Raw genomic sequence first — 23,322 nt, forward strand, 5'->3', positions numbered from 1 at the left:
GGGCACCACCACCGCGACCACGCTGCAGCCGGCGCTGTCGGCGTTCGCCGGCCTGCTCGCCCTGCCTGCAGTGCAGGCATCACTGCCGTCCCTGCACCCACCGCCGCTGTGGATCAGCGTGGATGCGGACGGCAGCGTGGTCGCGCAGGATGCCAGCGGCGTGCTGCATCCGCTCGACGCCACCGCGCCATGGCGGCAGGATGCGGCGGCCGCACCGTTGCTCGCCACCCTGCGCGACGTCGCCGCGCAGCTGGGCGGGCCGGTGCGCTCGGACGGCCGCGTCAATGTCTCGGACATCCTGACCGCACATGGCGGCTGTGGGCCGGAGGAGGAAACCCATTTCGATGGTGCTGCGCGGTGCGTGGAAAGGCTGCTGGGCGAGCTGCGGCTGGGCATGCGCGCCGATCTGCTGCACGCCTGGGACGCGCTGGATGCGTATGACCTTGAGCGGATACGCACGGCCACGGCCGCGTTCCTGGCCCAACGCGCGCCCGAACCACAGACCCTGCTCGAATACCTGGCGCGCCCGCTGCTCGAAAACGGCGACATGGGCTGGAACCAGCTGCACCGCACCAGTTACCTCGTCGCCAGCATGGCGCGCACGCCGCGCGCATTGCGGTTGCAGGCCGCCTTGCTGGATGCGCTGGGCTGGTACGCCGGCGGCGCGCACGCACCCACGTCGCCCACGCTGCTGGCCAGCCTGACCCGGGTGGCGATCGTGCTCGACCTGGGTCCGCCATCGGACCGCGATGCCCGGGTGCTGCTCGGTTACCGCCTGCACAAGTCCTCGAACTGGGGGCGCACCTTCGCGCAGATCCGGCTGGACTTCCAGGACTACCTGCACAGCATGGGCCGCATTCCCGCTTCGGCGCTCGGCATGGCCACCGCGCTGGCCCTGCAGGATCATGCGCCCGAGCTGCTGGCGACCGATGTCCCGGCGAACCTGGTGTACGCCAACACCATCGCATCGATCCAGTTCGTCAGCGGCGTGCACCTGGCCGAACGGATCCGTCGCGGCCTGTCGCAGCAGATGCGGTTCGGTGAGCTGCTCAGCCTGTCTTCGGAGTTCGCAGAAGGCGTTGGCGTGCCGGACCTGGTCAAACAGATGACGTTGCAGGCACGGCGCCTGCCCACCCATGACTGGTACGTGTTCCGCCAGCTGGAACGCGGCCCGGCACCGCCGCTGCGGCCGTCCGGGCGGATCGAAGCGGCGCTCCTCGCCTTCGACCAGCGCGTGGCAGCGATCGAGCGCGCGGTCGCCGACGTGCTGGCTCCGCTGCCGTATCGCATGCCGCTGCTGGAAGCGGAGATCCGTCGGGTGTTTCCACGTTTCCCCGGCGTACTGGCCGGGCATGCGTGGAATTCGACCGACTTCCTGCTCTGCCATGACGACAACCATTTCGGGCGCAGTTTCCCGTTCTTCGAAGTCGTCGCTGCCGGGGCGCTGCGCACCGACGCCGACCGCTGGCGTCCGTGCCGCACCTTCGTGCCGGACACGCCGCTCAACCGTGCGCAGGGCAACCCGCGTTACGAGGCGGCACTGCAGGACGCCTACGCGCTGATGCGGCCGGCGCTGCCGCGGCTGGCCGACATCAACGCGCGCTACCAGCGCCGCTTCGACGCCTATTTCCGCCACGCGCAACGCGGCTATGGGGTATTGATCGAAGAAGCGCTGTACCAGCGCCCGGAGGAGGAGCGGCACGCCCTGATGCAGGGCGCAGTGGAGGTGTTCACCCTGCGCACGCACGAACCCGACCTGGAGGCGCGGCAGGAGACCCGCAACGACACCGATCCCTACCGCGGCCGCTTCGGCGTGGTCTACACCCTCACCCTGTCCGGGCAGCCGCGCCACTTCCAGCTGTTTCCGCTGCAGAGCGGGATCGTGCCGCTGTCGCTGGACGGGCCGCTGCCGCTGGGCGGCGAACTGCAGAGCCGCAAAGTGCGCCTGCGCAGCGGCAACATGGCCACCGTGCAGGTACGCCGTGGCACGGCGTTGCCGGTGGACTGGGAAGCGTATGCCACCGACAAGGCACCGGCCGAGGGCCGCTCCTCGGAGGTGATCGTGGAACGACTGCTGACACCGCCGCACGCGCAGCGCGACAACAGCACCCTGGCCTCGCCGTTCCATGCCCTGGTCGAGCCGATCCAGCACGGCTTCTTCTGGCTCGATGCGGACAGCTTCCGTCGCGAAGGTTGGGCCCCCACCGGCTACGAGCTCCACCTGGACGACGCGCCGTTGTGGCTGAAGACGGTGGACTTCTTCGTGCCCTTCGTGGAAAACCTGCGCCGGATCTCCTCCCGGAACCGCAACGAGTTCGCCATGGCCGCGTTCGGGCTCTACCTGGAAGCGATCATCGTGGTCGGGCCGGTGGTCAGTGGCGTGGCCAAGGTGCTTGCCCGGCCTGGACTGAAACTGACCCTGCCACGCTTCGCGGAACTGTCGCGCGTGCTCGGCCACGGCACCCTGGATGCGCTGAATCCGGCCGCCGGCAGCCTGTCGCTCCTGCGGGTGGGCGTCAGCGTGGCGCAGCGCACCGCGCGCGGCAACGTTCGGTTCCTGTGGTCGGTGTTGGGCCGGCAGGCCTCGCCCGCCCAGCCACCGGTCATGCGCTGGGCCATGCGCGAGGGCATGGCCATTGCCAAGGAAGGCGGCGCATTGGCGTCGCCGCTGTATGAGATCAAGGTGCGTACCGTGGACGGCATCCCCGGCGCCATGGTCGCGCCGCCGCCGCTCGCCAGTGGCAGCCGCACCCTGCACCTGGTCGACCCGGCCACGTTGAGCCTGTACGGCCCGGCGCTGCAGGAGCGGCTCGGCGAAAGCGGCGGCGCGGCCGGGATGCTGATCAAGGTCGGCGGCAGTCCACGCACCCCGCACGTGTCTCCGGGCAAGGCGCTCAAGCCGATCAAGCAGGGCCCCAAGACCTCGGACGAACAGCCCGATGACGATACCGGACGGCTGCAGCCACCGGTGCTCACCCTCCCCGACCACCGCGCGTTGGGCGTGCCCGCCGCGCGTCCCTGAGCGTTCTGGGGTCAGGGCTCGTCGCGGGCCGGTGCGGGGTCGCGGACCAGGTGGATGTCGGTGGGCGCCGACAGCGCGATATCGGCGGCAGCGAAGTTCTGCAGCATGGTGAAATACAGGTCGCTGCGCACTCCGTACACCGCGCGCGGACCGGACGTGTAGGCAAAGCTGTTGATCGCGACCTGGCCATTGGCGATCGAATCGATGAACACCGACGGCGCCGGGTCGGCCAGCACCCCGACATGCGCCGCATAGGCATCGAGCAGGATCTGCCGCACCGCGGCGACATCGGTGCTGAGCGGCACGCTGAACTGGATCTGGATCCGTCCCTGCGCGTTGCCCATGGTCATGTTGCGGATGGTCTTGGTGATCAGCTCGGAGTTGGGCACGATCAGCGTGGACTTGTCGCCCACCTGGATTTCAGTGGAACGCACGTTGATGCGCTTGATGTCGCCTTCCTGGTCGCCGAGCTTGATCCAGTCGCCGATCTTCACCGGCCGCTCGGCCAGCAGGATCAGGCCCGACACGAAGTTCTGGGTGATCGCCTGCAGGCCGAAGCCGATACCCACCGACAACGCGCTGACCAGCAGCGCCAGGCGCTCCAGGCCGATGCCCATCGCGGTCAAGCCCCACAGCACCGCCAGGATGATGCCCAGGTAGCGGGTGACGGTGCTGATCGAATTGCGTGCGCCGGCATCGAGTTCGGTCTTCGGCAGGTAGGTGTCGGTCAACCAGCGCTGGAACGCCTGCATCGCCGCCCAGACCACCAGGAACGCCAGCACGGCATAGACCACGTCGCTGGGCTTGAGCGTGACCTTGCCCAGGGTGATGCCCTTGGACAGGGTATCCAGGCCACCGAACAACGCATTGGTGTTGCCGAACGGCGCGGTCAGCGCCAGCACCGCCAGCACGATCACGCCGATGCGCAGTACCGCCGACAGCAGCACCCCGCCCTGCTCCAGCCGCGACGCGCTCAGGCCCGTGGTGAGCACCACGGTCTGGCCGATCCGGCCGCTGGGCGAAAGCAGCCAGATCGCCAGATCGTCGGCGAACTTCAGCAGCAGCGAGGCGGCCAGCAGCACCACGGCGCCCCAGATCAGCTGCTGGCCGACGAACAGCGCGAAATTGAGGTAACCCAGCAGCGTGGCGATGACCGCTGCAGACACGACCACGTTGCCGACCACGCGGGCCAGTACGATCCAACCGCTCCTGCGCCCGCTGGCCTTGGGCTTGGCCGGGGCATCGGCGCCCTGTGCATCCAGTTTGGCCTGCACCTCGTCGGCCTGGCGGCGGTGCATGCGCGCCAGCGACACCAGGATGGCGATGATCAGCACCATGTAGGTGATGGCGATCAGCCCGTCCACCGCCACCGTGGTGACCTGGCTGGTGCGCGCCTGCTTGTTCAGCGCCACCAGCAGGATGCTCACCCAGGTCAGTCCGGCCGCGTACCAGGCGTACTTGCGCAGGCGCCAGGCCATGTCGTCGTCGAGGTTCATCAGGCGCCACGAGGGCCGCTTGGGCATCAGCAGCGCCGCGCTCAGCGCCGCCATGAACGCCGCCACGAAGGTGGCGACTTGGAAGTTGAGCGCCACTGCTTCCAGCCGCGGCGGGATCGCACCGATTTCCTGCAGCGAGCCCACCAGCATCGCCGCGGCGAAACCGGGCAGCAACGTGCCCACCGCCAGCAACCAGACCGCCAGCCCCGAGCGCCGCAGGCGACCGTCGGGCGCGCGTTCGGAGGCCGCAAAGCGCCGGCCCAGCGCGCGCAGCCAAAGGCGCAGCGGGAAGAACATCAGCAGCGCCACCACCGCACCGAACAGCGGCGTACCCCAGCCGTGCTGTGCGATGGCCTTGCGCGCGGTGGATTCGCCCTGCCGGTACAGCGCCGCAAGCCGGTCCAGGTCGGCCGGCACATGGGTCGCGAACTGACGCCACAGCGAGGGCGACAGCGGCGAATTGACCTTGCGCACCAGCTCCTCGCTGAGCTGGGTGGCGCGCATCTTCTCGATATCGGCACTCAACTGCTTGGCATCCACGGCCAGCAGGCGCGCCCGCGCGATGGCCGCCGCGATATCGGCCCGCTCCTGGTTCAGGGTCTTGCGCTGCTGGGCCAGCTCACGCGATTCCACCGTGCCTTCGGCAACCGCGCCCAGCTGGGAAATGCGGATGTCCAGCTGGTCCAGCTGCGGTTGCAGCGCGCCCACCGCGTCATCGGCGCGGCGCTGCACGCCCAGGGCCCGGTCGGACAGGGTCTTGAGCGTGTCGCGGGTGTCGGCATCCTCCAGCGACCGCTGGATCGCGGTCAGGTCCTTGCCGGCCTGCGCCAGCTGGGCGAGCGGCTGGTTCTGCGCGTCATCGGCGCCCTGCGCGAATGCGACAGGGGCGGCCAGCAGCCAGGCGGACATCAACAGGCCGAGCAGCGGCCGCAGCAGGGGGAAACCAGGACGGGAAGACAAACCAGCAGTACCAGGGCAACACGCGGACCACCGCGCCTTGGCGGACTATAAACCGCTCCGTGTTCACATCGGGTAAGCGCGCCCGGATGGCTGTCACGCGCGGATCGTTCCGGCTTCACTTGGCCGTGGCGGCGGCCCCGGCATCGTGGATTCCATGTTCCTACCGAGGCCCGCAATGAGCACCCACGCCGACCTGAAAACCGTCACCGACCTGCAGCTGCCGCGCTATCTGGGCACCTGGTACGAGGTCGCCCGGCTGCCGATGAAGCATGAACCGGATGACTGCACCGACGTCAGCGCCCACTACGAGATGAAAGACAACGGCCATGTGGCCGTGCTCAACCGCTGCCGCGTGGGCGACAGCATCGAGGAAGCCGAAGGCGAAGCGTGCCCGGTCGACAACGACCCCGCCCGGCTGGAAGTGAGCTTTCTGCCCAAGGGCCTGCGCTGGCTCCCCTTCACCAAGGGCGATTACTGGGTGATGCAGGTGGCGCCGGACTACAGCGTGGCGCTGGTCGGCAGCCCGGACCGCGACTACCTGTGGCTGCTGGCACGCCAGCCGCAGCTCGACGCCACCGTCCAGGAGCACTATCTGGCCCAAGCGCGCCTGCAGGGCTTCGACCTCAGCCGGCTGATCCACACCCCGCACACCGGCCGACCCACTGCCTGACCCCGCATGGACCTCAAAAGCGGGTACCCCTTCTGGGCCATCAGCAACGGGCTGATGCACGCCTTCCCGCCGTTGCGCGAGGATCGCAGCTGCGACGTGCTGGTAGTGGGCGGCGGCATCAGTGGCGCGTTGATCGCCAACGAGCTGTGCGCGCACGGCCATGACGTGGTGCTGATCGAACAGCGCGACATCGGCTGGGGCAGCACCGCCGCCAGCACCGCGTTGCTGCAGTATGAAATCGACACCCACCTGGTCGACCTGGCCAAGCGCTTCGGTGAAGCCGATGCGGTGAAGGCCTATCGCGCCTGCGCCGAGGCGATCCCCGCCCTGCGCAGCGTGGCAGCGGGTTTCCGCGGCGTGGACTTCCACCCCATGCAGAGCCTGTACTACGCCAGCAAGGGCCGCCATCGGGCGGTGCTGCAGGAGGAGTACGCCCTGCGCGACCGGCACGGCTTCGACGTGCGCTGGCTGGACGCCGACGCCGTGCAGGAGGAATTCGGCATCCAGGCACCGGGCGCGATCCTCAGCGCGCTGGCCGCGCGGGTGGATCCCTATCAGCTGACCTACCGCCTGTTGATGCGGCTGGCCAAAGCGGGCTGCGCGGTGCATGACCGCACCGTGCTGCACACCCTGGAGCCCACTGCGCGCGGGGTGACTGCCACCACCCCGGAGGGCGTGCGCATCCGCAGCCGCCACGTGGTGCTGGCCACCGGCTACGCCGGCCAGCGCTGGCTGAAGCAGAAGGTGGCGCGCAACCGCAGCAGCTACGCGTTCATCACCGACCCGATCGATCCCGGCCTGCTGGGACCACTGGTCGACACCATGGCCTGGGAGTCGGCGCGCCCCTACCTGTACCTGCGCAGCACCGGCGACCACCGGCTGCTGGTGGGCGGGGAAGACGATGCGGTGGACATCCCGGCCCGGCGCGACGGTCGCGTGGCCGGCAAGACCGGCACCCTGCTCAAGCAGGTGGGGAAGCTGTTCCCCCACCTGCCGCTGCAACCGGCGTTCTCGTGGGGCGGCACCTTCGCCGAGACCGCAGACGGCCTGCCGTTCTTCGGGCCGCACCCACAATGGGGGCCGCGGGTATTGTTCGCGATGGCCTACGGCGGCAACGGCATCACCTACTCGATGGTCGGCGCGGCCCTGCTGCGGGCCCGTATCGAGCGTCGCCGCCATCCGCTGGCGGACCTGTTCGGGTTCCAACGCCTGGACAGGTGATACAAACCGCGTCACGACAGGCATCATTCAAGCAACGGCTGCTAGCGTCAGCGCTGTCGGCCGCCTTGCCTGCCCCGGAGCCCACCATGATCCGCCCGCTTTCCCTGCTGCTGTGCCTGCTGGCTCCCGGCGTCGTGCTGGCGCAATCCGCTGCCGGTGCCACCGGGCCGCAGTCGGCCACCGACCTGGACCTGTCGCTGCCGCAGGCGCCGCTGCAGTACATGAACGACCCCACCCTGCGCGGCGACCCGCCCGGCACCTTCTACGGCGACAAGAGCGGCCGCCGCGCCCTCCCGCGCGACGCGGCCGGCAACCGCGTTGCCGGAGTCACCGATGACAAGCTGCGGGTCAATGGCAGCATCACCACCGGCATCGGCTACGCCAAGGGGTTCGGCAACACCCACTTCAACGCCGCCGAGTTGAACCTCAACAAGAACTACACCAACGACGACGGCAAGACCCGCAACATGAACCTCAACATCCAGATCAGCGAGGGCAAGGGCCCGGGCTTCTATGGACCGTATGGTGGGGGTTACGGCGGGTACGGCCCCGGTTACTGGAACGGTCCGCCGCCGGTCGGCTGGTAACAGACTCAGTCCCACCAGTCTTCGCGCTGGATCGAGATCACCCGGCCGTCGTGCCCGCTCATGCGCACGTCCACGCGCTGGTTGCGGGCGTTGCGCGCTTCCAGCGTCCAGGTGGCGCCATCGCGTTCCACCGATTCGATCTTCGTCAGCCCAGCTTTGCCGGCACGGCTGAGGATCTGCCCCGCGTCCAGCATCGGCCGGTCGCTGTACGGGTCGAAGATCTCGCCGGTGCCCGGGTCGATGATCACCTCGGCGAACCTCCCATCGGCGCGGGTGACATCGGCTTCCCACACGCCGTCGTCGCGCTCCAGCTCGTGGACCTGGGTGTAACCGGCAGCAGTGAGCCTGGCCTGCACGTCGGCAGCGTTCAGCGACTTGGCGAAGGCCGGGGCGGCGGTGAAGGTGGCCGCCAGCGCGGCGGCGAGGATCAGCTTGTTCATGGGGGCGTTCCTGGAAAGTGACCGGATCATCCCGGCGCCGCCAGTGTTGCAAGCGCCCTTAAGCACAGCATGAGCCCGGTTGTTAGGCGACGTTTAAACGCCGCCCGTATACCGTATCCACCCCTCCCGAGCCCCGCCGCCATGACTGCCCTGTCGCTGCTGCTGCCCCTGCTGCTGACCGCCTCCGCCCAGGACCCGATGCGGGTACTGGATGGCGGCGCGCGCCAGCAGCAGGCGGTGCGCCAGGCGGTGCAGCAGGGCCGCTACGTGCCGCTGGAAACGGTGGTGCGCGACGCCCTGCGCCGCTATCCCGGCCAGCTGCTGGAAGTGGAGCTGGACGACGGCAAATACGAGATCGAGATCCTGGGGCCCAATGGCGTGGTCATGGAGCTGGACTATGATGCGACCAGCGGCCGCCTGCTCAAGATGGAAGAGGACTGATGCGACTCCTGCTTGCCGAGGACGATGCTCTGCTCGCCAGCCAGCTGCAGCTGCTGCTGGAAGACGCCGGTTACGTGGTGGTGCACAGCAGCGAGGGCGTGGACGCCGAGTACCAGGGCCAGGTGGAAGACATCGCCGCAGCCGTGGTCGACCTGGGCCTGCCGGGACTGGACGGACTGAGCGTGATCGAACGCTGGCGCCAGGCCGGACGTGACTTCCCGGTGCTGGTGCTCACCGCGCGCAGCCGCTGGCACGACAAGCTGGCCGGGTTCGACGCCGGCGCCGATGATTTCCTTACCAAGCCGTTCCAGCCCGAAGAGCTGCTGCTGCGCCTGCGCGCGCTGATCCGCCGCAGCGCCGGCCACGCCAGTCCGCGCCTGCAGTGCGGCCCGCTGCGCCTGGACGTCAATGCCGGGCGCTTCGAGCTGGATGGCGTGCTGCTGCCGCTGAGTCCGCAGGAGCACCGCATCCTGAGCTACTTCATGCACCATCCGGACGTGGTGATCAGCCGTTCGCGGTTGGGCGAGCATGTGTATGAAGCGGGTTTCGACCCGGATTCCAACACGTTGGATGTGCTGATCGGGCGCATCCGCCGCAAGCTCGGCAGTACCCTCATCCACACCCACCGCGGCCAGGGCTTCCGCCTCTCGGCGCAGCCATGAAGAGCCGCTCGCTGCGCAGCCGCCTGCTGCTGGCCGGTGGCCTGGGCATGGTGCTGGTCTCGGCGCTGGCCACGTGGTGGCTCGGGGCGATGTTCGAGCGCTCGGCGCGTACGGCGCTGGACCAGCAGCTGGGCAACGACCTGATCGCCGTACTGGCGCTGGTCGAAGTGGACGCACAGGGCGGCGTGCAGGTGCGCGACGAGCTGCGCGACGAACGCTACCGGCGGGTGTTTTCCGGCGCGTACTGGCAGCTGCTCGATGCCACCGGACAACCGCTGGCACAGTCGCGTTCGCTGTGGGACGAAACGCTACCGGCACCCGCCGCGCTGCGGACCGGACCGGCGCTGCCGTTCGACACCAGCGGACCGTTGCAGCAGCCGCTGCGCGCCCTGGCCCAGCAGGTCACCCTGCCGCGCGCGGACACACCGCTGCGGGTGGTGGTGGCCGCCGACCGCAGCCAGCTCGACGCGCAGGTCACCGCCTTCCGGCAACGCACGGCGCTGGCCCTGCTGGTGCTGATCGCGCTGTGGTTCGCGGTACTGGTCACCCAGGTGCATTACGGCCTGCGTCCGTTGGCCGAGCTGGGGCGCATTGCCGAACAGGTGCGTAACGGCGAGGACGTGCGCTTCCCGCAGCAGGGTCTGGTGCGCGAGGTCGCGCCGTTGGCGGCCGAGCTCAACGCGCTGCTGGACCATCACGGGCGCATGGTGCAGCGCGCCCGGCGCAGCGCCGGAGACCTGGCGCACGCGCTGAAGACACCGCTCAGCGTGCTGAGCAACGAAGCCGCCGGCGCAGGTACTGACTGGCGGCAGACCCTGCGCAGCGAGACCGCGCGCATGCAGGCCAGCATCGACCGCTACTTGGCCGCAGGCATGGCCGCCGACCACCAGCAGCGCACACCGGTGGCCCCGGTGCTGGGCGCACTGTGCGGATTGATGCAGCGCGTGCATGGCGAGCGTTCGGTGGTCTTTGCCTGCGATGCGGACGCGGCGGGCGTGTTCGCCGGCGCGCGCGAGGACCTGGAAGAGATGCTGGGCAACCTGCTGGACAATGCGGGCAAGTGGGCCGCGCAGCGGGTCGAGGTCACGGTGATCCAGGTGGGATCCGGTTTACGGATCGAGGTCAACGACGACGGCAGCGGGCTGCCGGAAGCCGATCTCGAACGCGTGCTGGGTCGTGGCGTCCGGCTGGACCAGCGCGCGCCGGGCAGCGGCCTGGGCCTGGCGATCGTGGCGGACATTGCCGAGAGTTACGGCGGCAGCCTGGTGCTGCGCAATGGCGCCCCGGGGTTGCAGGCAATGTTGACGTTGCCAGCGGGTTGACGGCCCGACGGGTAGTGCCGACTGTTAGTCGGCTGCCTTTGGCGACAGACAACCAACGCCCGGATCCCGCGCTTCGCGCGGCAGCCGACTGACAGTCGGCGCTACCGGGCTGAGTGCATCCACCAACAGTCGATGGCATCCAGCACGATGTGGATGATCAACCCGATTCCAAACAGCCGCGTCTTCTTCGGTACACACAGCCCCGCGTACACCGCGATCGCCGGCGCCGTATGCAATGGATGGAAGCCGATGCTGCAGCGGTTCGGCGCATAGATCGGATCCGCCAGCAGGTGGTCCAGGTCAATGATCCAGCCGAGCAGCAGCAACGCCCACGCCGACAGGAACCGCTTGCGCCAGAACATCCACGCCAGCAGTGCCGGCACCGCGGCATGCAGGAACAGATGGAAGATGGCGCGGCTGCTCATCGAGCCGCCGCGCCCTGCCTGCCGCCGTGCGCCCCGCCGATCAGATCAGCGGCTCGTCGGACAGGTAGGTGTAGCCGGTCAAGCCGGCCTCCAGCGCCGCGGACAGCTCCTGCGCGCGTTCCGGCGACAGCTGGGCGGCGGCCACGCGGTCGGCATAGCTGGCACGCAGCTCGGCCAGGCTGTAGCCCACGTAGTCCAGCATCACGTCAGTGGTATCGCCACGACGCTGCTGGGTGATGGCGTAGCCATCGGCATCGGCCAGCACTTCGACCGCGTCGGTGTCGCCGAACAGGTTGTGGATGTCGCCCAGGATCTCCTGGTACGCCCCGACCATGAAGAAGCCGATGCGGTAGCTTTCGCCCGGGCGCACCGCGTGCAGCGGCAGCGAGGTGTCCAGGCTTTCGTTCTCGACGTAGGTCTTCACCATGCCGTCCGAATCGCAGGTCATGTCGGCGATGATGCCGCGACGCTGCGGCGCTTCGTCCAGTCGCTCGATCGGCACGATCGGGAACACCTGGTCGATCGCCCAGGCATCGGGAATCGACTCGAACACGCTGAAGTTGACGAAATACTTGTCCACCAGGCGCTCGTTGAGCTCATCCAGCGCCGGACGGTGGCTCTTCTCGTCGTAGCTCAGGCGTGCGCGCACGGCATGGGCGATCGCATAGAACAGATCGTCGATGCGCGCCCGCTGCGGCAGGTCGATCTGGCCCAGCGCATAGCTGGACAGGCCTTCGGCATGGAAGTGCTGCGCTTCCTGGAACAGCTCCACCGCCGGGCGCTGGTCCAGGTCGTCATGGATCTCGCGCAGGTGGCGGATCGCGGCGGGCTCGTCGTCGTGCTGGTCGGGCACGCGGCCCTCCTGCGCCTCTTCCACTTCCGAGACGTTGGCGATCAGCACCGCGTGGTGCGCGGTCATCGCGCGGCCGCACTCGGTGACGATCCGCGGCGGGGTCAGGCCGTGCTCTTCGCAGGCGTTGGCCAGCGGCTGCACGATGTTGCCGGCGTACGAATCCAGCCCGTAGTTGATCGAGCAGAAGCTGCGCGAGCGGGTGCCTTCGTAATCCACGCCCAGCCCGCCGCCCACGTCCACGTGGGTGATCTTCGCGCCCAGGCGCGAGAGCTCCACGAAGTAACGGGTGGCTTCGCGCATGCCGTTGGCGATGTCGCGCACGTTGGAGATCTGCGAGCCCATATGGAAATGCAGCAGGCTCAGGCAGTCGGCGTATTCGGTGTCGCGCAGCGACTTCCACAGGTCCAGCAGCTGGCGCGGGGACAGCCCGAACTTGGCCTTGTCGCCGCCGCTGTTCTGCCACTTGCCCGCGCCCAGCGAGGCCAGGCGCATGCGCACGCCCAGGCCCGGCTTCACGTCCAGCGCCTTGGCTTCCTCCAGAACCAGCTTCAGCTCGGAGGGCTTCTCGATCACGATGAAGGTCTGCAGGCCCAGCTTGCGCCCGATCAGCGCCAGGCGGATGTACTCACGGTCCTTGTAGCCGTTGCAGACGATCAGCCCGCCCGGTCGCGACAGGGCCAGCACCGCCATCAGTTCCGGCTTGCTGCCCGCTTCCAGGCCGAAGCCCTCGCCGTGGTGGCTGGCCAGGGTGCCGGCCACGCCACGGTGCTGGTTCACCTTGATCGGGTACACGGCTGTGTAGCCGCCCGGGTAGTCCCAGTCGGCCTGGGCCCGGCCGAACGCGGCCTGCAGCTTGCCCAGGCGCTGGCCAAGGATGTCCGGGAAGCGCACCAGCAGCGGCAGCTTGGCCCCGCCCGCGCGCGCGGCGTCCACGATCTGCGGCAACGACACCACCGGGCCGTCCTGGCCAGTCGGTCTCACCACCATGTGTCCAGCCTGATCCACGTCGAAGTAGCCATCCGCCCAATGCGGAATCGAGTAGGTCTTGCGGGCTTGGTCGAGGGACCAATCGGTCATTTCAGTGGGCCTGGTTGGTAAAAAAGGGGGTGCATGATAACGCCTAACTGGCGACAGCTCCGTTATCATGCGCGCCCGCGCCCGACCCGGGGGATTGAACCTGAACAGGGCGCGGACCCCGTCCGGACGTGGCTAGACCACGCGGCCATCGTGCCGCCAACCCGGCTCCAACTTCTCCGAACAGGACCGTTACACCATGACTGACAACACCAACTGGTATATCGAGCATTTCGAGCGCACCGGCTCGGCCATCGGCTACCGCCTGAAGGGCAAGCTCGATGAAGTGCAGTCGCCGTTCCAGAAGATCGAAATCTTCGCGACCACCGACTGGGGCAACCTGATGACCATCGATGGCGCCATCATGCTGACCAGCAAGGACAACTTCTTCTATCACGAGATGATCAGCCACCCGGTGCTGTTCACCCACGCCGCGCCCAAGCGCGTGGTCATCATCGGTGGCGGCGACTGCGGCACCCTGCGCGAGGTGCTCAAGCACCCGGGCGTGGAGAGCGTGACCCAGTGCGACATCGACGAGCAGGTCACCCGCATGGCCGAGAAGCACTTCCCGGAGCTGTGCGACTCCAACGACGACCCGCGCGCCGAACTGATGTTCGACGACGGCGTGGCCTACATGGCCAACTGCCCGGCCGGCAGCGTGGACGTGGTGATCGTGGATTCGACCGACCCGGTCGGCCCGGGCGAAGGCCTGTTCAACAAGGCCTTCTACGAGAGCTGCTTCAAGGCGCTGAAGGAAGACGGCATCCTGGTGCAGCAGTCCGAATCGCCGCTGATGCAGCTGGACCTGATCAACGAAATGCGCACCGAGATGGGCAAGGCCGGCTTCCAGTCGTTCAAGACCCTGCCGTTCCCGCAGCCGTGCTACCCGACCGGCTGGTGGAGCGTGACCCTGGCGCGCAAGGGCCAGAGCAGCTTCGATTTCCGCCAGTCCGATTCGGCCTCCAAGCCCTTCGAGACCCTGTACTACACCGCCGCGCTGCACACCGGCGTGCTGGTGACCCCGCCGTTCGTGGCATCAGCCCTGAAGGGCTGATGCGCCGTATCAACGCGTTGCGTTGATACCCCACGGTTTGCACGGCAAACCGCGGGGCCCGGCCTTACCAGCACCCACAACCCCTGCGCCTGTCGGCGCGCCCCCCTTGACTCAAGGGGGGCTCCTCACCGGACAGGCCACATGGAATGCTAAAAAAACCCGCGCTGGCGACAGCGCGGGTTTTTTGATTCCGGTAGCGCCGGCCGTTGGCCGGCCCTCGCGATGTCGGATTACAACGCCCAGATCCCCGCAATCACCAGCAGCACCAGGCCCCACTTGATCGCGTGATAGGCGAACGCGCTCTTCGCGCGCAGCGCCTTGGCCTTCAGCCGCACCTTGTACAGCCCACCGAATGCCTTGTTGACCCCGCCGGTCGGGTCACCGGGGAAATTCGGCGACGCACCACCGGCCAGCAGCGTAGCGGCCACCGCGCGGTTGAACAGGCCCGGCAGCCCGAACCGCAGCGGTCGGGCGATGTCGCAGAACAGGATCACCCGGTCCTGATCGGTTTCATTGTGCGCATGGTGGATGTAGGTCTCGTCGAACATCATCCATTCGCCGTCGCGCCAGCTTTTGCGCACGCCGTCCACCTCGATGTAACAGCGGTCATCGTTCGGCGTGGCCAGGCCCAGGTGCAGGCGCAGCGACCCGGCAAACGGGTCGCGATGCGGGCGCAGCTCGCTGCCGGGCGGCAGCTGGGCGAACATCGCCGCGCGTACGTCGGGGATGGATTCCAGCAGCGCGGTGGTCTGCGGGCACAGCGCCAGCGCCGACGGATGCGACGGGCCATACCACTTCAGGTAGAAGCGCTTCCAGCCGCGGCGGAAGAACGAATTGAAACCGGCATCGTTGTACGAGCTCGACGCGGCGATCTTCTCGGCATCGCGCAGCGCCAGCGCTTCGTCGCGGATCATCGTCCAGTTCGCCCGCAGCGGTTCCAGCTGCGGGAAGTCCCTGCCCGGGTCCAGGAACGGCGTGGTCGGCACCTTGGAGAACAGGTACATGATCACGTTGATGGGCGCCATGAAGCTCGAATGGTCGAGCAGCTGCCGCGACCAGCGTGCACGCACCTTGCCGCGGTAATGGATGTACAGCACGCAGGCCACGAACAGGGCCACCACAATAATCTTGATCATCAAGCTTCCACCGGCCAGCGCCGGAACCCATCAGGGCAAAGGGAACGCGGAACCGGAACCGGCCCGCATCGGGGGGGAGCGCGTGCGCGACGGAGACGTGCCGACGGGTGCGGGACTGCCACGCAGGCTGCTACAGCCTGCCAATGGTCGGGACGCGCCGGGTCGCGGTCAACCCTCGTCGCATTCAGGCGGGGGCGAGCATTTGCCTAACTCATTGAATTATTTGCATTTCGAATAATTGCCGCGTGCAGCTTTCCCACTCTGCGCGACGAACTGTTCCACGTCCGGTTACTACATTTTTTTGACAACTACTGGATTGGTGTACTGGGGAGTACTAAAATTAACGAAATCTTGATCTTCCCCCATTCAGCAGCACCGGTACGCCTGACGCTTTGCGCCGACCGCCGGGTCGCCCCAGAATGTCATGAATACAACCGTTGCCTTGTGTGTCGACGACACCGCCCCCGCCGAGCTGCTCAAGCGCGGCGAACGCCTGCTTGAACCCGACGTCTACCGCACCTGCCTCAACGGGCAGCCCGCAGTGGTCAAGGACTACACCCGTTACCGCGGCACCCCGCTGTCGCCGGTGGCCCGCCTGCTGGTGCGCCGCGAAGCGCGCATCCTGCAGCGGCTGGCCGGCTGGAAGCACGCCCCTGCCCTGCTCGGCACCATCGGCGGCCTGGCGCTGGGCATGGAGTTCATTCCCGGCCAGACCCTCAGCGCCGCCCAGTCGGTGGGCATCGAGGTGTTCGAGCAGTTGCAGATGGCCCTCAGCCGCCTGCATGCCGCCGGCATCACCCACAACGACCTGCATGGCACCAACGTGATGGTCAATGGCGGCGTGCCGGTGCTGGTGGACTTCACCTCGGCCTGGCGCAGCCCGCGCTGGCTGCCGGTCCACCCGGTCTCGCGCCAGCTGCGCCGCAGCGACATGAAGAACCTGCTCAAGATGCGCCAGCGCCTGACCGGTGCCCGACCCAGCGCTTCCGAAGCGGCCCAGGTGGCCGACCCCCGCTGGGTGGCCGGCGTGCGGGTGGCCTGGAAGCGCTTCTACCGCTGGTTCAAAGCTTGAATGCCTGCCGGGCTCTGCCCGGCAATCCCCTTACAGCGCATCGGCGTCCAGTTCACCGGTGCGGATACGCACCACGCTGCCCAGGTCGTACACGAACACCTTGCCGTCGCCGATCTTGCCGGTCCCGGCGGCCTTGACGATGGCCTCCACCACCTCCTCGACCTGATCGTCGGTCACCGCCACCTCGATCTTCACCTTGGGCAGGAAGTCCACTACGTACTCGGCACCCCGGTAGAGCTCGGTGTGACCCTTCTGCCGGCCGAAGCCCTTCACCTCGGTCACCGTGATCCCGGTGACACCGCGTTCGGCCAGCGCTTCGCGTACATCATCGAGTTTGAACGGCTTGACCACCGCCATGACCATCTTCATCTGTTGGCTCCCTTGATCTGCGGCGCAAGGATACCGCTATCCTAGTGCCTGGCCAGCCCCACCCGCAGAGATCCCCATGATCGACCTCAACCAGCTCGATGACCTTGCACGCCGCCTGAGCGACATGGTGCCGCCGGGCCTGCGTCAGTCGCGCGAAGAACTGCAGGCCACCTTCAAGAGTGCCCTGCAGGCCGGCCTGGGCAAACTGGACCTGGTCACCCGCGAGGAATTCGACGTGCAGCGCGCGGTGCTGCTACGCACCCGCGAGAAGCTGGAAGCGCTGGAAAAGACCGTGGCCGCGCTGGAAGCATCGGCCAACGCCGCGAACGCCGCGCCGGAACGCCCCGCGCCCTGACCCGCGTGCCGATGCGGCTTCTCCTGATTCCGCAGCACGGCACTGCCCGACAGCCAAAGCCCCCGTACCCGGCCAAGCTCGCAGATCGTTGAGCCAACCCGGAAACCTGCATGAGCCTTGCGCTGGTGCACAGCCGCGCGCGCGTAGGCATTGCCGCCCCCGCTGTGCGCATCGAAGTGATGTTGAGCGGCGGCCTGCCGCATACCACCATGGTCGGCCTGCCCGAAGCGGCCGTGCGCGAATCGCGCGACCGGGTGCGTGCCGCGCTGCTGTGCGCACGTTTCGAGTACCCGCAGCAGCGCATCCTGATCAACCTGGCCCCGGCCGACCTTCCCAAGGAGGGCGGGCGCTTCGACCTGGCCATCGCGCTGGGCATCCTTGCCGCCAGCGACCAGATCGACCGGCAGCTGCTGGGCAACTACGAATTCCTGGGCGAGCTGGCGCTGACCGGTGAACTGCGCGGCGTGGACGGCGCGCTGCCAGCCGCGATCGCTGCTGCGCAGCAGGGTCGCACCCTGGTGCTGGCCGCAGGCAATGGCGAAGAAGCAGCGCTGGCCCAACACGCCGACGTACGCGTGGCCCGCACCCTGCTCGAAGTGTGCGCATCGCTGGCCAGCCGGTCCCTGCCGCATGCGGTGCCCGCGCCGGTAACGCCGCTTGCGGTTGCGGACCTGCGCGACGTGCGCGGCCAGCAGCAGGCGCGGCGTGCGCTGGAAGTGGCCGCCGCCGGCGGACACCACCTGTTCATATGATAGCCGATTAACTGGTGAAAAGAGCGGGTGACCTGCCCCACGGGTGCCTGCGCCCTAGCCAAGAGGTTGCAACAACTTGCGATAGCTGCAAGCCTCCTAAGCCACAACGGCTAAGGAGGGTGAGATGGGCATATACGACGAGCTGAAGGATGCTCTTGAAGGGGAAGAACGGCGATCGGTGGGCGACAGCTTTGGAGGGGAAGGCGCCCGATCGGTGTTTAGCCTTGACCCGGCGTATCAGTCCTTAATGATGGGTGTCACTGATTACCCCTCAGACCCTCTTGGCGTGCTTATTGTGGACCTGGCACGTCGGGTGCACGATGCTCGCCTGTTCCGCTGGATGATCGGTGATGCCATGCGGTTCGCATTCCTTATTGAGCTGACCAATATCCGAGTGTCTTCGACAAAGAAGAAGACTCGCTGGATGGCGGTCCCCACGAGCTCAAACACCTCTACAAGCTTTGGGTCGACCCCGCCGTTCGACCAGGCTCACGATCCACGCGCTTCCAGCTACGCGGAGTGCTACGAGATATTCGGGAGCGTGCTCGAACTCTTGCTTAACGATCTGGAGTTCCGATCCACTGCCCTCACTCTTGCCGGACGCAATGGAGAGTGGACCTACCCTCTGACGTACCAGGTTGAAGACGCCTCACACATCCACACTGGTTCTAACATCCGTAAGGCGGATCTCACTGACCTGAACTGGCTACTGAAGGTGGAAGGCATCCTGATGCAACCGCCAAGCTTCGGCGTCGCTCCCGTTCTTGACATGGATACCGTCAAGAAGATCCGGACTAAGGCGTACCGTACAGACAGGGCGCAGACTGGCACCACGCAGACAAACCGCGCAAAAAGGTGGGAAGCGTCTTATCGCGACTACCAGTATGCAAATGTCGAGTCATGCTGGTCGGTAGAGAGAGCCCTGCTCCAGTCGCTCGCGGATTTCTCTGGATTCCCCTCGCAAGCTCGTGCGCTACTAGTCGCGCATGGTCTCGCGGATGCTACATGGGACATGCAGCGATGCCCAGTCACTCTGCAGGTGCATGGCTTCGCTGACTTCACTGCACAGATGTCCATAGGTAGATCGGACTTCCACGTTGGACACCTTCATCCGCTGAAGGCTGGCGGTAGGCATGTAGGGTCCAACGTAGCGTGGCTATCGCGGGACGGCAATCGAATTCAGGGCGATCTGTCCCTTGAAGATACGCACTTGCTTATCCGCACCATCGCTCAGCGGCTTGATACCCCCAGCTAGGCGCCAGAGACCCGCGCCCTGGAGGTGAGGGGTAGTCGGCGAGGACGGGCAACGGTATGATTCCATGATCTGTTTTTTCGTTCGAGCCAGCCAGTTCATGAAATCCACGCCCGACCCGTCCTATCAGCCTAGCCAGGCTTTCGCGGAGCTACGAAACTACCTGGCTGGGCGAGCTCTAGGCATCAGTCGCGACTCATCGCTCATGCACGAAATCGTGAAGTGCATGTTCTGTGTCTCCGTATTCCCGGACCTTGCTGGGAAGTCTTCTCCAGAGGAATGCGCTACGGCTTACCGGGAAGCCTTCCGCAAGGTAGCTGCCATGCGACAGACCGTCTTTAAGCGCGATGAAGAGTTGCTGCTTGACCCCGGCTCCATCCATCAGGTGGACAAGGTACTTTCGCGCTTCGACTTTGAGAGCGAGCAGCAAGATCCGCTCAGTGAACTCTACCAGGTCTTCGTGTCGAACGAAGTTCGAGGAAGAGAAGGACAGTTCTTCACGCCGACCGTAGCCGTGCAATGGATCGTCGAAGCGCTTGATCCCCAACTGGGCGAACGAATCATCGATCCCGCCTGCGGCGCGGGAAGCTTCTTGAGTTATGCAGCTCGTCATATGCGAGCTAATGGCGCCCCGCGAGAGAAGATCGTGAAGTCGCTGCATGGCATTGAGAAGGATCGCTACCTTGCAGATCTAGCCTCCACCCACATCGCTCTCACGTCACTAGTGCCAGGCAATGTGGTGTGCGCAGACTCCATTGAGCGGCGCATGGAATCAGGCGCGGCAATCCCGTTTGAGCTGGATGGGACGTTCGACGTGGTCGTCACCAACCCTCCGTTCGGCTCTAAAATCAAGGTCGGCACAGAAGCAACTCTGCGTGGATTTGACCTCGCTCACAAGTGGTCGCGTAAGCGAGACAGCACGATCTTTACTCGTACGGACAAGATGGCCACCAGTCCTATGCCCCAGATCCTGTTTCTGGAGCTATGTCTGAGGTTGCTGAAGCCAGGCGGGAGGATGGGTCTTGTCCTGCCGGAAAGCATGCTTTCCAACACTTCGTCGGGCTACATCAGTCAGTACCTCCTAGAGAAGGCGCACCTTGAGGCGGTCGTCGGCATGCCAGAGAACCTGTTCAAGACGTCCGGCAGTGGTGGCACCCACACCAAGACATGTCTCGTCATTGCCCGAAAGAAGGCGCGCAGCAGCAAGAGCACGTCCGTGTTCATGGCTGAAGCGAAATGGTGTGGTCATGACAGCCGAGGCTCCCGCATTCCCAATAACGACATTCCTGAGATCTTGAAGAATTTTAGGAAGAGCGAGAAGTCACTTAAGAGCTCACCACTCGGTTACCGACTCAAAGAGTCAGACATCGTCTCGAACATTATTTCCCCTCGCTACTACGAGCCGAGCTCTGCGAAGGGTCTTTCTGAGCTCAAAGCTACGCACGATCTTGTCCTGATCTCAGATTTGGTCAGAGATGGTGTGCTGGAATTTGACACGGGCATTGAAGTAGGAAAGCTCGCCTATGGCACCGGCGACATCCCCTTTGTTCGCACGTCGGACATCTCCAACTGGGAAATCAAGCTTGATGCAAAGCAGGGCGTTTCCGAGGAAATCTACGAGGCTTCTCGAGCCAAGTTGGATGTCAGAGAGGGCGACATCCTCATGGTGCGGGATGGAACCTACTTGATCGGGACTTGTGGCTTCATTTCCAAGTACGATGAGCGGATCGTCTATCAGAGCCATATCTACAAGATACGAGTGAAGAAGCCCGACGTTATTTCGCCATATCTGCTCCTTGCAGCGCTCAGTTGTAAGCCAGTAATCAAGCAGATCCAAGCCAAGCGCTTCACTCAAGACATCATCGACACCCTCGGTAACCGAGTCTACGAACTCGTTCTGCCCATCCCGAAGGACGCGGCTAAAAGGAGGAGTGTTGAGAAGATGGTGAAGAAATGTATCTTCGATCGCGTGGAAGCTCGAGAGCTTGCAAGGTCTGCTAGAGAAGAGATCTGCTCTAGCTAGGTTTTTCGCATCGCCGAGCGCCCAAACGTTGCTCAACGGAGCGGACCGCAGCTGCGGTCCACTCCTTCCTTCTAGCTGTCCGGCTACCTGACTGGTTCAGTGCGGCGGCTATGCGTCGAAAAGAGGACATCCCACTCGCTCTGAGGGCGGCAACTGCAGGTGCCATTCGAACAGCGAACTCGTCTGCCTGTTTGATCCTCATAGCCGTTCCTAGAACGCCGGCAGACCTGATGCGTGGATTTCCCAACTTCGTTCCACGTGCTTTGGCTGCCTGCAGCGCAACCTTTGTCCGGTGAGATATCAGGTCACGCTCGTACTCCGCCATGGCAGCAATCACATGTATCGTGAATTTGTTGGCGGAAGGCATGTCCGCCGCCACGAACTCCACGCCGGACTCCATCAGCTGCGCGATAAAGCTTAGATTGCGAGATAGTCGGTCCAGTTTTGCGATGACAAGCGTCGCTCGTTGTTGCCTGCACGCTTGCAGTGCCCTGGCCAGCCCCGTCCTGTCCGATCGCTCGCCTGATTCAACATCTTCATACTCCCCGACTAGATCACCGGATACAGCGCGCACATAGTCCGTGACAGATGTTGACTGGGCTGCCAATCCAAGCCCACTACGTCGCTGCACTTGAGTCGATACTCTGTAGTACCCGATGAAATTTGCCATACGTATGTTTTCCAAACGCCCGTATTGTTATTATATAACATTCACGATGCGGGCGCTAGGGCGCTAGGGCGCTAGGGCGCTAGGGCGCTAGGGCGCTTATGGGTGCAGTTCGGGTCTGGTATCAGTCCGAGCAAGCGCCGGTAAGCTGTTGCGACAACCAGCTCGCCTCGTCCAGGTCGTCATTGACTTGGACGGCAACGCAGACTGAGAGCTCGCCCTTAGACCAAGGGACTTGGCACCCCGCGTTGCCACAGGCGGCTGGATCGCCGTCGACCGTGTGCCGCAGTTCCCCGCTTGGAGCCGTTGAAGGCTCGTATCCCGCTTTCAGGAGAGCCGCCCTTCTCTTGCCGTAAGGCATCTCGCTTTCGGGCGGTGCGGAGGGGGAAGCCTCAGGATTAGGCTTCGCAGCGGACGCTCCCTTCTTGCCGGTAGGAGTTCGGTCGGGTCCAGGCGATGTCGCCTTACCCGCCGGCTGACTGGCTCCGCTCGCGCGCTCACCTGTAGCATCGCCAAGGGGCTCGACCTTCGTGAAGCGGATGTTGAACTCCGGCTCTTCCATGGACCCGCGTTCCGTCATGCTCGCTTCCCACGTCCCCGTTTTACCAGCAGGGTCGCCCAAGAACTCTCCATCGAATGTGACTTTGTCGCCCTCATGAAGGTCGGCAAGTACACCGAATAGCGGACTGCTCTGCGTGATGAGTGACCCGTAACGAGCGTCTGACAGACGGTTGCTCACAGTTCCGTAGGTGATGTCAAAGCCGTCAATGGAGGTTGTGATCCGGAAGGAAACGACGTCCGCCCCTTGATCCGTGCTGATACGTTCGACCGTACCGAGCCAGCCTCGAATCGGACCTTTCGCCGCATGGTGGGTCCGACTCTCATTGCAAGAGTTGAACGCCAAAGAGCGCTGGATCTCGTTTGTGCCTGCACGATAAGCGGTCGCGCATTCTCGGTTCAGATCAACGAACTGCCGCTGCGATTGCGGATAGGGTAGCTCGCCAGACCCCTGATGACAGGCGCTCATCGCCAGTCCAATCGACGCTGCCAGAAAGACGCTCGTACAACGCATAGACCCACGCTCCTTATGATACCTATAGGTAGTCTACCTGTAAGTCTGTAGAGCTAAAAGGAGCGGTCTCTTAGGGTTTGGGCTATGACTTCCCCCCTAATGCAGCAGCTTGGTAAGGCATTGCGCGAGCGCCGCGTGGCGGCTGGCTACAGCCAAGAAGGATTCGCAGACCTTATTGGGATGCACCGGACCTACTACAGCGCTATAGAGCGGGGCGAGAAGAACCTGCAACTCGATACCCTCCAGAAGGTCTGCCTTGGGTTGAAGTGCAAGCCATGGGAAGTACTAAGAGAGGCTGACGCGTAGCCCTTGTTTGAAGCTGACGGTAGGCGAGCGTGGACATTGAGGCGAAGTCTGTCTTACGGTGTCAGCATCGGCGGAAGCTAGAAGGCGCGCC

The 23,322-nt window shown here is 65.4% G+C and carries 20 protein-coding genes and 1 pseudogene; 14 read left to right on the top strand and 7 right to left on the bottom strand.

Annotated features, from left to right (window positions below; translation table 11 throughout):
* On the top strand, positions 1–3,022 hold a 3,022-nt coding region (locus RWO33_RS00810), incomplete at its 5' end, for a hypothetical protein (RefSeq protein ID WP_314101057.1).
* Positions 3,023–3,033: 11 nt separating this feature from the next.
* On the opposite strand, the gene RWO33_RS00815 is transcribed toward RWO33_RS00810, so the two are convergent.
* Positions 3,034–5,427 (bottom strand): DUF3772 domain-containing protein, encoded by a 2,394-nt coding sequence (locus tag RWO33_RS00815; protein ID WP_314101211.1) that lies wholly within the window; start codon positions 5,425–5,427, stop codon positions 3,034–3,036.
* A gap of 226 nt (positions 5,428–5,653) precedes the next feature.
* Here RWO33_RS00815 and RWO33_RS00820 point away from each other — a divergent pair, with 226 nt between their 5' ends.
* The 3 genes from RWO33_RS00820 to RWO33_RS00830 all read left to right on the top strand — a co-directional run bounded on the left by RWO33_RS00820 (position 5,654) and on the right by RWO33_RS00830 (position 7,956).
* Positions 5,654–6,148 (top strand): lipocalin family protein, encoded by a 495-nt coding sequence (locus RWO33_RS00820; protein WP_314101060.1) that lies wholly within the window; start codon positions 5,654–5,656, stop codon positions 6,146–6,148.
* Positions 6,149–6,154: 6 nt separating this feature from the next.
* A complete protein-coding gene (locus tag RWO33_RS00825; protein ID WP_314101062.1) occupies positions 6,155–7,369 on the top strand; it encodes an FAD-dependent oxidoreductase in 1,215 nt (404 codons plus the stop codon).
* Positions 7,370–7,455: 86 nt separating this feature from the next.
* Positions 7,456–7,956: a hypothetical protein gene (locus tag RWO33_RS00830; protein ID WP_314101064.1), complete on the top strand. Its 501-nt coding sequence runs from the start codon at positions 7,456–7,458 to the stop codon at positions 7,954–7,956.
* 5 nt (positions 7,957–7,961) lie between these two features.
* Here RWO33_RS00830 and RWO33_RS00835 read toward each other — a convergent pair whose 3' ends face one another.
* A complete protein-coding gene (locus RWO33_RS00835; protein ID WP_145478883.1) occupies positions 7,962–8,396 on the bottom strand; it encodes a PepSY domain-containing protein in 435 nt (144 codons plus the stop codon).
* 198 nt (positions 8,397–8,594) lie between these two features.
* Between RWO33_RS00835 and RWO33_RS00840 the strand changes: the two genes are divergently transcribed.
* Genes RWO33_RS00840 through RWO33_RS00850 form a run of 3 tightly spaced genes read left to right on the top strand, consistent with a single transcriptional unit; the run spans position 8,595 to position 10,821 of the window.
* Positions 8,595–8,837 carry a PepSY domain-containing protein gene (locus tag RWO33_RS00840; RefSeq protein ID WP_313955405.1) on the top strand — a complete coding sequence of 81 codons (243 nt, stop codon included), beginning with the start codon at positions 8,595–8,597 and terminating at the stop codon, positions 8,835–8,837.
* Positions 8,837–9,499: a response regulator transcription factor gene (locus RWO33_RS00845; RefSeq protein WP_314101067.1), complete on the top strand. Its 663-nt coding sequence runs from the start codon at positions 8,837–8,839 to the stop codon at positions 9,497–9,499. The genes RWO33_RS00840 and RWO33_RS00845 overlap by 1 nt, the downstream gene beginning before the upstream one ends.
* Positions 9,496–10,821, top strand: coding sequence for an ATP-binding protein (locus RWO33_RS00850; protein ID WP_314101069.1), 1,326 nt, complete (start codon positions 9,496–9,498; stop codon positions 10,819–10,821). Before RWO33_RS00845 ends, RWO33_RS00850 begins: the two co-directional genes overlap by 4 nt.
* 101 nt (positions 10,822–10,922) lie before the next feature.
* Here RWO33_RS00850 and RWO33_RS00855 read toward each other — a convergent pair whose 3' ends face one another.
* Complete coding sequence (locus RWO33_RS00855; RefSeq protein ID WP_145478879.1) at positions 10,923–11,246, bottom strand: DUF6122 family protein; 324 nt, start codon at positions 11,244–11,246, stop codon at positions 10,923–10,925.
* A 40-nt stretch (positions 11,247–11,286) separates the two neighbouring features.
* A complete protein-coding gene (gene speA, locus RWO33_RS00860) occupies positions 11,287–13,176 on the bottom strand; it encodes an arginine decarboxylase (RefSeq protein ID WP_314101070.1) in 1,890 nt (629 codons plus the stop codon).
* 196 nt (positions 13,177–13,372) lie between these two features.
* On the opposite strand from speA, the gene speE reads away from it, so the two are divergent.
* Positions 13,373–14,227 carry a polyamine aminopropyltransferase gene (gene speE / locus RWO33_RS00865; protein ID WP_314101071.1) on the top strand — a complete coding sequence of 285 codons (855 nt, stop codon included), beginning with the start codon at positions 13,373–13,375 and terminating at the stop codon, positions 14,225–14,227.
* A gap of 230 nt (positions 14,228–14,457) precedes the next feature.
* Here speE and RWO33_RS00870 read toward each other — a convergent pair whose 3' ends face one another.
* Positions 14,458–15,363 (bottom strand): aspartyl/asparaginyl beta-hydroxylase domain-containing protein, encoded by a 906-nt coding sequence (locus tag RWO33_RS00870; RefSeq protein WP_314101074.1) that lies wholly within the window; start codon positions 15,361–15,363, stop codon positions 14,458–14,460.
* A gap of 424 nt (positions 15,364–15,787) precedes the next feature.
* Here RWO33_RS00870 and RWO33_RS00875 point away from each other — a divergent pair, with 424 nt between their 5' ends.
* Entirely contained in the window at positions 15,788–16,435 is a 648-nt protein-coding gene (locus tag RWO33_RS00875; protein ID WP_145478875.1) for an RIO1 family regulatory kinase/ATPase, read from the top strand.
* Between the two features lie 30 nt (positions 16,436–16,465).
* On the opposite strand, the gene RWO33_RS00880 is transcribed toward RWO33_RS00875, so the two are convergent.
* Positions 16,466–16,804 carry a P-II family nitrogen regulator gene (locus tag RWO33_RS00880; RefSeq protein WP_145478873.1) on the bottom strand — a complete coding sequence of 113 codons (339 nt, stop codon included), beginning with the start codon at positions 16,802–16,804 and terminating at the stop codon, positions 16,466–16,468.
* Positions 16,805–16,880: 76 nt separating this feature from the next.
* On the opposite strand from RWO33_RS00880, the gene RWO33_RS00885 reads away from it, so the two are divergent.
* The 4 genes and pseudogenes from RWO33_RS00885 (at position 16,881) to RWO33_RS00900 (ending at position 21,186) form a co-directional block, all read left to right on the top strand.
* Positions 16,881–17,159 (top strand): accessory factor UbiK family protein, encoded by a 279-nt coding sequence (locus RWO33_RS00885; RefSeq protein WP_314101078.1) that lies wholly within the window; start codon positions 16,881–16,883, stop codon positions 17,157–17,159.
* A 110-nt stretch (positions 17,160–17,269) separates the two neighbouring features.
* A pseudogene (locus RWO33_RS00890) lies at positions 17,270–17,908 on the top strand (magnesium chelatase domain-containing protein); the annotation flags it as partial.
* Between the two features lie 127 nt (positions 17,909–18,035).
* Positions 18,036–19,166 carry a hypothetical protein gene (locus tag RWO33_RS00895; RefSeq protein WP_314101080.1) on the top strand — a complete coding sequence of 377 codons (1,131 nt, stop codon included), beginning with the start codon at positions 18,036–18,038 and terminating at the stop codon, positions 19,164–19,166.
* A gap of 64 nt (positions 19,167–19,230) precedes the next feature.
* Entirely contained in the window at positions 19,231–21,186 is a 1,956-nt protein-coding gene (locus RWO33_RS00900; protein ID WP_314101082.1) for an N-6 DNA methylase, read from the top strand.
* A 791-nt stretch (positions 21,187–21,977) separates the two neighbouring features.
* Here RWO33_RS00900 and RWO33_RS00905 read toward each other — a convergent pair.
* Complete coding sequence (locus RWO33_RS00905; RefSeq protein ID WP_314101084.1) at positions 21,978–22,925, bottom strand: hypothetical protein; 948 nt, start codon at positions 22,923–22,925, stop codon at positions 21,978–21,980.
* Between the two features lie 99 nt (positions 22,926–23,024).
* Here RWO33_RS00905 and RWO33_RS00910 point away from each other — a divergent pair, with 99 nt between their 5' ends.
* Positions 23,025–23,231 (top strand): helix-turn-helix transcriptional regulator, encoded by a 207-nt coding sequence (locus RWO33_RS00910; protein WP_314101087.1) that lies wholly within the window; start codon positions 23,025–23,027, stop codon positions 23,229–23,231.
* Positions 23,232–23,322 lie beyond the last annotated feature (91 nt).

The sequence above is a fragment of the uncultured Stenotrophomonas sp. genome (assembly GCF_963519925.1).
GTDB classification, from domain to species: Bacteria; Pseudomonadota; Gammaproteobacteria; order Xanthomonadales; family Xanthomonadaceae; genus Stenotrophomonas; species Stenotrophomonas maltophilia_AE.